The 11958-nt window shown below is 67.0% G+C and carries 13 protein-coding genes and 2 pseudogenes; 13 read left to right on the top strand and 2 right to left on the bottom strand.

Translation table 11 applies throughout. The features are described from left to right. Positions 1 to 222: 222 nt before the first annotated feature. The 10 genes from AC1D1G_RS26500 (at position 223) to AC1D1G_RS26455 (ending at position 9701) form a co-directional block, all read left to right on the top strand. On the top strand, positions 223 to 2118 hold the full coding sequence (locus AC1D1G_RS26500) for an Hsp70 family protein (RefSeq protein WP_477954321.1): 1896 nt from the start codon (positions 223 to 225) through the stop codon (positions 2116 to 2118). 206 nt (positions 2119 to 2324) lie between these two features. Further along, positions 2325 to 3197, top strand: a complete 873-nt coding sequence (locus AC1D1G_RS26495) for a hypothetical protein (RefSeq protein ID WP_477954320.1) — start codon at positions 2325 to 2327, stop codon at positions 3195 to 3197. A 120-nt stretch (positions 3198 to 3317) separates the two neighbouring features. Beyond that, positions 3318 to 4238: a C39 family peptidase gene (locus AC1D1G_RS26490; RefSeq protein WP_477954318.1), complete on the top strand. Its 921-nt coding sequence runs from the start codon at positions 3318 to 3320 to the stop codon at positions 4236 to 4238. A 175-nt stretch (positions 4239 to 4413) separates the two neighbouring features. Next, complete coding sequence (locus tag AC1D1G_RS26485) at positions 4414 to 4815, top strand: hypothetical protein (RefSeq protein ID WP_477954317.1); 402 nt, start codon at positions 4414 to 4416, stop codon at positions 4813 to 4815. A gap of 138 nt (positions 4816 to 4953) precedes the next feature. Beyond that, the gene (locus tag AC1D1G_RS26480; protein WP_477954316.1) at positions 4954 to 5496 is read left to right on the top strand and encodes an RNA polymerase sigma factor; all 543 of its coding nucleotides are present in this window, start codon (positions 4954 to 4956) and stop codon (positions 5494 to 5496) included. A 93-nt stretch (positions 5497 to 5589) separates the two neighbouring features. After that, on the top strand, positions 5590 to 6660 hold the full coding sequence (locus AC1D1G_RS26475; protein WP_477954315.1) for a PDDEXK nuclease domain-containing protein: 1071 nt from the start codon (positions 5590 to 5592) through the stop codon (positions 6658 to 6660). 89 nt (positions 6661 to 6749) lie between these two features. Beyond that, entirely contained in the window at positions 6750 to 6968 is a 219-nt protein-coding gene (locus AC1D1G_RS26470) for a hypothetical protein (protein ID WP_477954314.1), read from the top strand. A gap of 163 nt (positions 6969 to 7131) precedes the next feature. Beyond that, positions 7132 to 8808, top strand: coding sequence for a ribbon-helix-helix domain-containing protein (locus tag AC1D1G_RS26465; RefSeq protein WP_477954312.1), 1677 nt, complete (start codon positions 7132 to 7134; stop codon positions 8806 to 8808). A gap of 47 nt (positions 8809 to 8855) precedes the next feature. Beyond that, on the top strand, positions 8856 to 9179 hold the full coding sequence (locus AC1D1G_RS26460; protein WP_095869677.1) for a hypothetical protein: 324 nt from the start codon (positions 8856 to 8858) through the stop codon (positions 9177 to 9179). Between the two features lie 75 nt (positions 9180 to 9254). Next, on the top strand, positions 9255 to 9701 hold the full coding sequence (locus AC1D1G_RS26455) for an Lsr2 dimerization domain-containing protein (RefSeq protein ID WP_477954339.1): 447 nt from the start codon (positions 9255 to 9257) through the stop codon (positions 9699 to 9701). On the opposite strand, the gene AC1D1G_RS26450 is transcribed toward AC1D1G_RS26455, so the two are convergent. Further along, entirely contained in the window at positions 9647 to 10204 is a 558-nt protein-coding gene (locus tag AC1D1G_RS26450) for a hypothetical protein (RefSeq protein ID WP_477954311.1), read from the bottom strand. The genes AC1D1G_RS26455 and AC1D1G_RS26450 overlap by 55 nt on opposite strands. A 63-nt stretch (positions 10205 to 10267) precedes the next feature. Between AC1D1G_RS26450 and AC1D1G_RS26445 the strand changes: the two are divergent. From AC1D1G_RS26445 to AC1D1G_RS26435, 3 genes and pseudogenes are all read left to right on the top strand, one after another. Continuing rightward, positions 10268 to 10561 (top strand): annotated as a pseudogene (locus tag AC1D1G_RS26445) (hypothetical protein); the annotation flags it as partial. A gap of 59 nt (positions 10562 to 10620) precedes the next feature. Beyond that, positions 10621 to 10836 carry a hypothetical protein gene (locus tag AC1D1G_RS26440; protein ID WP_477954343.1) on the top strand — a complete coding sequence of 72 codons (216 nt, stop codon included), beginning with the start codon at positions 10621 to 10623 and terminating at the stop codon, positions 10834 to 10836. Between the two features lie 261 nt (positions 10837 to 11097). Continuing rightward, positions 11098 to 11568 (top strand): hypothetical protein, encoded by a 471-nt coding sequence (locus AC1D1G_RS26435; RefSeq protein ID WP_477954309.1) that lies wholly within the window; start codon positions 11098 to 11100, stop codon positions 11566 to 11568. Between the two features lie 87 nt (positions 11569 to 11655). On the opposite strand, the pseudogene AC1D1G_RS26430 reads toward AC1D1G_RS26435, so the two are convergent. Then, a pseudogene (locus tag AC1D1G_RS26430) lies at positions 11656 to 11784 on the bottom strand (LuxR family transcriptional regulator); the annotation flags it as partial. Between the last annotated feature and the right edge of the window lie 174 nt (positions 11785 to 11958).

Genomic DNA, 11958 nt, shown 5'->3' with positions numbered 1-11958 from the left:
TAGCCCCATGCGAATCAGTGGGGGTGGGGCGGGAACCTTTCGCCTGCGACGCGCATCGAACTATCAACCGCCGACGCACACCCCTGTGGAAGGACCAACCCGTGATGTTCTACCGAACGCCGCAGCCACCGCCCCCGCGTCGCCGTGACATGATGCCCGGGCGCGGCCGCGCTGCACAGGCCGCCGGGCGTAATCCGTGGGGTTCGATCACGAGGGGTATCAATGTCTAGGCCGGACTGGCTGCTGGGGATCGACTTCGGCACCTCCAACACCGCCGCCGCACACACCGGCGCGGTCAGCGGCGCCGTGGAAGCACTGCAACTCAGCCACAACCGCACCACCATGTCCTCGGCGGTGTTCGTCGAATCGCCACACCAGATCGCGGTCGGAGACGTGGCCACCAACCGCGCCGAAACCAACCCCGCCGCCTACATGCCCTCACCGAAGCGGGTGATCGGCCAGGGCGTGGTGAACGTCAACGGCTACGCGATCGCATCGTCGGTGCCGGTCGCCGCGGTACTCGATTCGGTCATGGCCCGGGCCCGGGCCGCACACGCCGGGCAGGCGCCCGCCCAGCTGGTGCTCACCCACCCGGAGGCCTGGTCCCCACGTGAGATCCAGGTACTCCTGGACGCGGCCGCCCAACTCGGGCTGGACCCCTCCCAGGTGACCACGGTGTCCGAACCACGGGCAGCGGCGCACTACTATTCGCGTTCGAACACCCTGCCCCCAGGCGCGAAGATCGCAGTGTTCGACTTCGGCGGCGGCACCCTCGACATCGCCGTATTGGCCGCCAACGACCACGGCACATTCGACGTTGTCGCCGCACGCGGCGACAACGGCCTCGGCGGCAAGAACTTCGACGCCTACATCCGCCGATGGGTCGACGAACAACTCGACGCCCGCAACCCCGAACTGGGCGATTACCTACGATCGGCACCGATCGACATCCGGCACGCCCTCGACGATTCGATCCGCCGCGCCAAGGAACTGCTCTCGGAAGCGCCGTCCGCGACCATCACCGTCGCCGGCGGCGGGCACACCGAGAAGTTCCAGATCACCCGCGAGGAGTTCGAGGAGCTCATCACCCCGGCATTGGAGAAGGCGGTCACCCTCACCCGGGCAACCCTCGCCGACGCCCACGTCACCGACCCCACCGGGCTGCACGCGCTGTATCTGACCGGAGGCTCCTCCCGAATCCCGATCGTGCAGGAACACCTCAAAACACTCGGGCCGATCGCCACCCTCGACGACCCGAAGACCGTCGTCGCGCAGGGGGCGATCGCGGCCGCCGCCCCGATCGTCCGCGGCCTCGGCAACACCGCCGCCGCAGGCGGAGTCGGGTCGCGATACACCCATCCCACCCCACCGTCGCAACCGTCCCGACCCGACGGCCCGGCAGCAACGGCACCCATCCCGCCGTCCGGTCCGGACCGAACGACAGCGACATGGCAACCCACACCCACGCCGGCGCCAGCGGGCACCGGCACGGGTAGAAAGAAGTGGACGGTGATCGGCGCCGCGGCCGCCGCCGTGGTGGTCGTCGCCGGCGTCATCGGAGCGATTGCCCTCACCGGAGACAAAGGCGCTGACCAGGTGCCGCCCGCCGACACCGCAGCCGCCGCCGGTGACACCGCAGGCGCCGAGCAGGCCGGCGCCTCCGGAACCGGAAACACTCAGGTTCCGACCACGAAAGAGGCTGTACTGGCAGCCCTTCCGGCAGCATTGCGAACAGATCTGGAGAACTGCAAAACCAACGGGGAAACCGAGAACGGTGGCCTCCAGATGCAATGCACCCTGAAAGAGGGCACCGCGTTGACCACCGGGATCTCCGACCAGGACTACCAATCGATCATCGTCAGCGTCGACCCCGCCGAAGCAAAGAAACGGGTCCTCGGCATCCGGCAGGGCTTCCAGAACGACACCACCTCGACCGACAACGAGATCGTGGAGAACATCCCGCGGACCGCAGCCGCACACATCGACGGTCCGGGCTACGCGAACACCTACTCGATCTGGTACGCCAACAGCTCGACCGGGGTGATGGCCAGCTTCAGCGACGCCCAGGGCCTCGACGGCGCGAAGACGTTCCTCTCCCGCGCCGGCCTGATCAACTAACCTCCACCGCCGCCGCAGAGACTGCGCCCGCCCTTCTTTCGGGGCGGGCGCAGCTGTCTGTGCAGGCCTTTCGCCCCAGGTCGCGGCCGGTCGCAAAGTTTTTCAGGAAATCCGGGAACCTTTCGGACCATTCACCGCATCTAACTCTCGACAGCACAGGGAACTTTCGCTTCCCAGCCAGTACCTTCGACGGACAAGGATTCGAGATGAGCAACCCCCGCGGCGCACAGGACAACCCGACCACCACCGGCACCACCTCGCCCAGCCCCAACCTGACCGGGGACCCGCAGGACGCCACCTACACCACCACCGCCCCCGCCGCAGGCGAGCAGCCGCCGGTGGCAGCCGACCCAGTCGGAGCCGGTACCGCTCCGGGCCCCATCGACACAGACACCGACGCGGGAACCGGCACCGCCGGCGAGACCGATCTGGGCGCCGGCACCGGCGGGGAGTACTACTCGCCGCGCGACGTCGACGGTGACGGGAACGTCGACCTGATCCACACCCGCATCGAGGGGGTCGAAACCATCACCCACATCGACGAAGACGGCTCCATCACCCTCGTCGAGCAGGACACCGACGGCAACGGCACCTACGAAACCGGTATCGCCCCCACCGCCACCGGGATCCGCCTCGCCGAGGACCTCGACGACGACGGAACCGTCGACCTCGCGACCCACCTCGACCCGACCACCGGCGCACCGCTCCGCCAGGACGTCATCGAGGACGGGCGGATCACCGACACCCGGCTCGACACCACCGCCGACGGCAACCCGGACGTGCACCTGATCGACAGCAACGGCGACGGACGCTTCGACACCGCCCTCCTCGACACCGACCTCGACGGCATCACCAACGACACCCTGGTCGACACCAACGGGGACGGCACCTTCGACCTGCGCACCGCCGACACCGACAACGACGGCACCCAGGAGTCCTTCGACACCGCCACCGACGGGCACCTCGGGTCGATCGAGCAGTTCGAAGCCCTCATCCCCGCAGAGGACCACTACCACGAGCAGGCCGACACGTACCCGACCGAGACGCCGGCCGACCAGACCGCCACCGACCTGGCCTGACCCCACCCCTGGGCCGCCGTGCGGGCGGCGCCCACCAGCCTTTCTCTGGCCGATGGGTGCAGTACACCCCGCGCCCACCCGACTTGTATTGCGGCCGAACCTCACACCGGAGAGCACCGAATGGATGACATCGCCGCGGATCTGGACGCAGCAGCCTGGTCCGCCAGCCCACTCGACGACGACACCTACCTCGGCGAACCGGTCCCCGTCGACGAGAGCCTCGACGCGATCCCCGAACCGGTCTTCGAGGACGACCCGTTCGTCGAGGTCGCCGACGGGACGGGACCGGTGGACCTGTCCGTCATCGACCTGAGCGCACTCGACCCGGATCTCGCCGAGCCCCCGCCACTCTCCCCGCCGCAGGACGCGACCGAACCGGCGGTCGACCCGGACACCGCACCGGATTCCCCGGTCGACGGTGCGGGCGGGGACGGGGTGTACGGGGACCCGGTGGAATGGTCGGTGAACTGGTTCTTCCAACAGGTCGACGGCTACTGCGGGCCATCGAGCGCCGCCCAAATGATCGCCCAGTACACCGGCGTCGTCATCGACGACCCCGAACAACTCGTCGACCGGGCCCTCGAACTCGGACTCATGCAGGACGGCGACCCCGCGCAGGGCATGACCTTGCCGAACCTCGAGATCCTCCTCGAGGATCAAGGGGTGCCCTGCACCGTGCAGGACAGTTCGATCGACGACCTGAAAACCAAGCTCGAGGACGGCTACGGGGTGATCGCGATGGTCGACTCCGGGGAGATCTGGAACCCCGACCAAGAAGCCGGGGAAGACGAGACGGCCGACCACTTCCTCGTCGTCGCCGGCATCGACGAAACCCGCGGGGTGGTGATCCTCTCCGACCCCGGCGCCCCGAACGGCAACCAGCTCGAGGTGCCCATCGACCAGTTCGAGGACGCATGGGCGGACTCGGGCCGCAAAATGCTGGTCGCCGACACCCCCGATCCGGACCTGGCCGACCACCCGGACCCGGTGGCAATGTCGGTGGCCGCACCCGATCGCCGGTGGGCGATGATCGACCTGTAGCGGTTGTCGCTACCCACCGACAACAGGTTGGGCGTGCACACTGGAGAGGCCATCACCGACATCGGGTGGCGGTGCTCCGAAAGATGCGGGCGGCTCGGCGGGAACCTTTCGCCGGTCCGATGCATCCAACAAGTGTGAGCGTCCGTGTCGGCGCCGACATACTGAGGGAAACGAGGTGAGAGCAGCAGTGGACGACGACTCCGTCCTTGCAGCACTGGGGGTATCGGGCGCGCTGCCGCCCGTGCCCGACGAGGTGTGGGCGCGCGCCCTCGAGGTCGCCCTCGACCCCACCACCGCACCCGTCGACACCGACCTCGTCCCCGACATGGACGACGTACCGGTCGTACCCGAGGACGACGACATCATCCTGCTCGACGACGACACCGATGGTGACGACGGCAACGTCCCAGGCCCGGAACTCGATACCGACGCCGACGCCGACACGGATCTAGACCTACCCGCCGGACAGGACTTCGATCTCGGCGACGACAGCGCCGACCCCTCCACCCTCGGCGCCGACGACCCCACCGACCTCGGCATCGACCTCGGCGGGCACCACGACATCGACCCGCTCTAACCACCGGCACGTCCCCACCACCCCGGGCGCGGTCGGACACCAAAATCCTGGCTCGGGCGGCTGTATGTGACGGCGGGTACGATTCCCTCGGCGCCCGGGGGCGGCAACGACAAGGATCACGGCACGGGGGGACCAGACATGGACGACGCGGACCTGATCGCGGCGTGCAGAGCCGGCGATCACCACGCCTTCGCCGAACTCGCCGGCCGCTATCGCACCAACGCCTGGCACGTGTGCCTGCAGATCACCGGCAACACCCACGACGCCGAAGACGCCCTGCAGGACACGCTCACCGCCGCCTGGCAGAACCTGCCGAAATTCCGCGGCGACGCCCGCTTCCACACCTGGCTGCACCGCATCGCCGTCAACGCCGCCCTCGCCGTCGTCCGACGCCGCAAGACCACCGACAGCCTCGACGACACCGACGGCGAATACGGCATCCTGCTCGAAGACCCCGCACCCCGATTCGACGAGCAAATCACCACCATCGACGCGGTCCGCCGCGCCCTCGCCCAACTCCCCGAAGACTTCCGCGTCGCCATCGTGCTCGCCGAATTCGCCTCCCTGCCCTACGCCGACATCGCCGAACACCAAGGCGTCACCGTCGCGACCGTGAAAACCCGAATCCACCGCGCCCGCAAACAACTGGCCACACTCCTCGCACCCGCAATCGACCCGTGAGCCGACCACGCATGATTCGTCCGCGAACGTACGCGTACGCCTCGGCCCGTGCCGAACCCCTCGTGCTTCCGGTCAGTACGAGAGGATGGGCCGGTGAGTGACTCCGGACTGCTCCCCGACGACTACCGCGACTTCCTCGAGCACCTCAAAACCCAAGTCCGGCAGGCCCGGGTCCGGGCCACGCGCGTGGTCAACACCGAGTTGCTCCTGCTGTACTGGGACATCGGCCGCGCGATCCTGGACCGCCAGGCAGCCGAGGGGTGGGGGAGCAAGGTCATCGACCGACTTGCCGTCGACCTGCGGTCCGAGTTCCCCGAGATGCGCGGATTCTCCCGAAGCAACCTGCACTACATGCGGAAGATCGCCTCGGCATGGCCCCGGAGCGCATTCGTCCAACAAGCTGTTGGACAAATCCCGTGGGGACACGTGACCGTGCTGATCGACCGTCTCGACGACCAGGCCGCCCGCGACTGGTACGCGGCCGCGGCGTTCGAGCGGGGCTGGTCCCGCAACGTCCTATCCCATCAAATCCGCAACCGACTCGATCAGCGGATCGGGGCAGCACCATCGAACTTCACCGACCACCTGCCCACCGGTGACTCCGACCTGGCGCAGCAACTGGTCCGCGACCCGTACGTCTTCGACTTCCTGGATCTGACCGACAGGGTCGCGGAGCGAGAGCTCGAGGCCGCGCTGATGGCCCGATTGGAACGATTTCTGCTCGAGCTCGGGCACGGCTTCGCGTTCGTCGGCCGGCAGTACCACTTCGACGTCGACGGTGACGACTTCTACATCGACCTGCTGTTCTTCAACTGGATCCAGGCCCGCTTCGTCGTGGTCGAGCTGAAGGTCGGCCGGTTCGAACCCGAGTACGTCGGCAAACTCGGCTTCTACGTGTCCTGGATCGACGACAACCTGCGCGACCACAACCAGCACGCGCCGACCATCGGGATCCTCCTGTGCGCCGGACGCAACGACAACGTCGTCCGCTACTCCCTGGCTGGAACCACCGCACCGTTGGCGGTCGCCGACTACACCTACGACACCCTGCCCGCACCGGTGAGGGAACTCGTCCCCACCGATGACGAACTCGCCTCCGCAATGGGGGAGACCCTCACCCACCTGGCGGAAACCCCCTCATCACGTGCCGACACCGAGCAATGAACCCGGTGATGCCGGCCAACCGGGGACGAACAAGCGATATGAATGAGCCGGATGGCGACATGGCAATGCAACATTGTAAAGTTGGTGACATGACGGAACACGCGCAGAACAACGACGAGAACCAGACCCAGCCCGCAGACAATGCGCCGCAGCACACCGAGAACGGCTTCGGAACCTACGAGTGGGATCCCGACTGCGGAATCGTGTTCCGCATGGACCTCGACCAGTTCGGGACCATCGGCGGCGTCCCCGTCAGCCACTACACCCCGCCGCCCCCGGCCCCATACACACCGCTCAACCTCTCCTGATTCAGTCACACGCCCGCGACCGCCAGCACCCGCCCCCCAGATGCTGGGCACAAACTATCTCGCAGCCACCGGGCTCGCCGGGACGCACTGCCCGAGTATGGCGGCGACCGGTGCCATGGGGTGCGAATCGAGGTCCCCGAACGGACCGGAACAATGGCCGGTGATGAGCGAGACAAACATGGGCCGCGTACCAGTGGGGGATCCGATCCCGCTCCGGTTCGACCCGACCACCAAACAACGCCTCGAGGAGCTGGCCGCCGACATCGGCCCGCGCCGCTTCGGGGCACTGGTGCGGGTGGCGGCACGACGACTTCTCGCCGACCCGGACCGGGTTCCGGAGGCACTGGACCAGTCCCGCCGCGCCTCCGCCGACGCCCGCCGCATCCCCTGGGCGGAAAGGCCTCTCGACCTCGACCCCGCCACCAGCACTCGCCTCAACGAACTCGCCCACGAGTTCCACACCGACCGCAGCGCGATCGTCCGCGTCGCTCTGCACCACTTCCTCACTGGGGCAGGCCGATTCCGGAACCCGGTGCTCCGCGAAGACGCCCGCACCGATCTGACCTGCCGCCCCCGCGTGTACCTCAACCCCTCCACACTCGTCCGGCTCGAGAAGCTCACCGCCCGCAACGGCGACGCCCTCACCGCCGCGGCCATCCGGGTCGCGGTCCGCCGACTCCTCGACGACCCGGGAGACCTCACCGCCGACCTGGCCACGATCGGCGCCGCCCGCGACCTGACCCCGGAAACTCTGGGCCCGCGCACAAATGTGCACTTCGACGACGACCTGCGCGACCAACTCGACACCCTCGCCGGTCGGCTCGACTCCGACCGCGCCGAACTCATGCGCCTGGCCGCCCGCCAACTCCTGGCCAACCCGCGCGACCTCGATCAGGCGGTGACCGTAGAGATCTACCGCGGGGACGCCAACCGGGCCAAGCTCCTCGCCCGGAACACCCGCCGCCAGCAGACCGCTGACCAGGCCACCGCCGCGCCCGCCGTCCGCAAGGCACCGAGCCCGCAAGGGAACCCGTTCGGGAAACGGCACGTCTTCCGGTTCGATGAGGACACCAAACGCCGCCTGGAAGACCTGGCGGACGAGTACGGTCCCCGCCGGGTCTCCGCGCTGCTCCGTGTCGGGATTCGCCGACTCATCGGGTCCCCGCGCGCCGATGTCGACCTCGCGCAGGCCCGCCGTGTCGCCGCCCAGGCACGGGCGCTGCCGCACGACCCGGTCACCCTGAAACTGGACTCTCCGACGGCGGCCCGCTTCCTCGCCCTCGCCGCCCGCTGCGAGGCGTCGCCGCGGGACATGGTCGCGGTCGCGGTGCACCGCTTCCTCGCCGCCCCGGGCCACTGCCGGGCGGCGCTAATCGACGAGGCCGCCGCAGCCGGGCTCAACGAGAAGTTCAAGGTGTCACTCCGCCCATCAGTACGCCGCGACGTCGAGCAGCTCGCCGACCGGCACGGCACACGGTTGGCCTCCGCGTTGGTGCGCGTCGCGGTGCGCCGGCTCCTCGACAACCCCGGGGACCTCGCGGGCGACCTGGCGACCGTTGCGCCGGCGCATGACCTGCGACCGCCACCGCCCACCGCTCGGGTCGACGTCGCCCTCGACGACGAACTCCTCGTGCATCTCGACGCCCTCGCCGACCGGCTCGGCTCGGACCCTCAGGAGCTGGTGTATCTGGCGGCCAAACGCATCCTCCGCTTCCATCACAACATCGAAAACCGGATGCTCGACGAGATATTCCGCGCCCAGAACAACCGCAAGCACATGCTGGCCAAACATGCCCGCCGCGAGCGGATTCGTCGGAGAGACCGCGGCAGCGACACCTGACCCGCGAAAATGGGCGGTGGGTCGGGCCCGCACCACCGGAGGATGCCATGTCACGATTTCTGCGCCTCACCCTCGCCGCGGCGGCCACAGCGGCTGCGGCGATGTCCCTGACCGCAGCGCCCGCACACGCCGCACCACCGCCAGTTCCGAGTGGGTGCGACATACAGTTCTTCGTGGTCGGTGCCATGTCGACTTGCGCACCCGGATCGGTGAACACCCACCAATTGGAACTGGTGTGCTGGAACCTCGGACTTCCTGCCAGGCTGTACGCATGGGGGCCGGAGGTGCCCACCTTCCTGCCTTCCATCGCACTGTGTCCGATCCTGGGGTACACCTCGCCGGCCCCGGTCACCCGGGTACACACCCGATAGGGCAGGACCCCGGCTGCTCCTGCGTCGTATAACCGGCAAGTTGACCCGCGGAAATGACAGGTCCCCCGGGTCGGTCTGCCCGATCGGCTGCGGCCGCCAGCAGGGTTCTGCACCATCTTCGGCGAGGACGGGGAGAACATCACCTTTTCCGTCAACGGGGTGGACTACGAAATTGATCTGAAAGACAAGCACGCCAGCAGGTGTCACAAGCAGATCGGATTCTTCATCGAACACCCCACCCGCGTCGGTGGCCGCAAACGACGCTCGGATCGCCCCGTCGTCGCAGAGGTGCGCGGGGCCGACGAGCACCGCACCGGGAGAGCGCCGAAGCCTGCAGCGTGGTTACGTCGCCGTGTCCTTGACGGTGTGCGTTGGCCTGCAACGAAGCGAGGATATGGCACAAACAGCCACCCTGAACGGGCCGCCGCCTCCCCTGGCCCGGCGCCGGATGCCGCCGACGGCAGATTCTACATGGGTGGCGTTGTGTTCGAACAGCACCCGTATTGCGGGGCGTATTGGTAGTAATGCCCAAAGGGGTAAAACAAATCCCCGACGGTCCGCCCCTCTCTAAATGGATGACCGCATTTGGAGCATACAGCGACCGCTCTGGGGTTCACGCGTACAACTGCCGTGTTCACCATGGTCATAATTGTCTCAACCGGCTCCCGCCCATGCTCACGTATGCCTTGTTGGATGAATTCGAATGCGCCATAGAAGTATCCGCACACCGGGCATTCAATTCGGTTGGAATACGATTGCTCCGGAATCCTGATGCCGAGGTCGCGCTCAATCTTTAACTTCTCCTCCGCAGTCACTGCGTTGACCTCTAGCTCCGACCTTCGCTCGGCAGTCCAGAACCACGAGTTGACTGCGTCGGCGTGTTCCTTCGGCATATAAAATGTCGCCGACCTGCCATTCTCTATCGCATACCGCACAACGGCCAAAATGGTGTCCCTATCCGCGGAGATCACACAGTTTCCATTCTCTACCGTGGCATCAATGCGGTCCAGCGAGGTTCGTTCCATAGGAAGTACTTCCAAGCGTGTATGAATACGTGCGCCACCCGCCCAGTGGCGGCCAGCTTGTAAGTGGGTACCGGGGCGGGTCACGCCTCGACGACATCAAGACCGGTCTGCTTTCATCCTTCTACCATTCCTGCCTTGTTGTCACTGATCGTGAGGCGCGCAAAACATTTCGATATAGGTTCGCCATCGGCTCTGACCGTGCGCCCACAACGGGTGCGCTGCGCGACTGCGGCGCCACGCACATCCTGTTGCCCCACCGCCCTGCAGGTTCGCCGGGCCGACACCACCGAGGTGATCGGGAACGCATTGGTCCACAAGACGGAAGGCCTGGGGCTCCGGAGCATCGCCGAGCGGATGGGCCGCCCGGAGTCGACCGTGCGCCGCTGGCTACGCCGCACTACCGGTGAGCATGTGCAGTGGCTGCATCGCCGGGTACCGAGCGGCTGGTCCTCGTCGCCCGCGAGGCGTTCGGCACCATCCGGTACGTCGGGGATCCGCTCGGGGACGCGCTATGCGTCCTGTCGGCGGCCGCGGTCGAGGATCGCCGCCGCGTCGGGTTCCCCGTTCCGCCGTGGGACCTGATCGGGATCTACACGCAGGGACGTCTGCTGTCCTCACCCCCCAGCGGCTGACAAAACCGTCCCGTCCGGTCTTGCCGTGCCCGAATGCGTCCGTCATCGTGCCAAGCATTGGAGCACCCACGGGCGTCAGTACCGTCATCGTGCCGACCAGGCCGTCACGGTGCGCCGCCGTCGGCAGATTCAGTGACCAGCAACACCCGCTGCCCGTTCCGATATCGGAGGTGGCGGGTGTTAACCCCTTGTGGGGGTACCCCGAGCCGATCTCGACGCCGATTCTGGCAATCGACTCTTTCGATTCGATGGGACGTGTGCGTGTACAAGTTCTGGAACATGGTGGCGGCGGTCTGTGGAACCGTCCTGGTGGCCGCCGCGTTCGGCCTTCTGGTATTCGCCGTCGACCCGTCCCCGCCGCGGGTGTGGGGTCTTCTCGCCCTGATCGCATCCGCGGCCGTGTTCGCGGGACTGTTTCGGCGCGGCGAAAGCGAGTCCGATCGGGCGGTCACCCGGGCTCTCAAACGTGCAACATTGCCGCCGGACGCCGAGCCGAAGGTGTGGAACACGTTGCTCGAGCGGAGGCAGTGCCAGCTCAGATCCTCCCGTGCCGGGGCGATCGTGGTGCTTGCCCTGTTGGTACTGGCGATCGGAATGGACACTGCGGCTTTCGAGCTGTCCGACCTCGTGATTGCGGCTTTTCTGGTGGCCTATCTCGGCTGGGCGCAGCACAACCTGCGGACGGTCAGTGGATTGCTGGCCCGTCTCGGCGGGGTCGGCTCGACAGGCTGAACCTGCTGGGACGGCACTGTTTTACTTACCGCTCGGCAAGTTCCGGACGAGTTCTCCGGACGGGGCTCTTCAGCTGAAGACTGAGCATTACTGTTCGTCCAGCGTGACAAAGCCATCCCGTCGGGCATGGATCACAAGGCCGGTCTTGTCGGGTACAGGGCGGCCCGGTGCGGCGTACTTCGCCCGGATTCGGATCAGGTGGGTGTTGATCGTCCCTGCCAACGGACACGTCAGACTCCTTGTAGGCGGTCAGTTCGCTCCGGTTGGGCGGACACGGTTTCTCCGGATCAGTGGACACGAGAATTCCGGGTCGGCGGCCGCGAAACAGCTGATTGACACGCTGGCGTAAATACCGGACGGGGTTCCTTCGCCCGAGTTGGCTTGGTTTGC

It is taken from the genome of Rhodococcus sp. P3_B8 (assembly GCF_056402775.1).
Note: the sequence above shows the minus strand (reverse complement) of the source record. Positions and strands in the feature narration are given on the sequence as shown.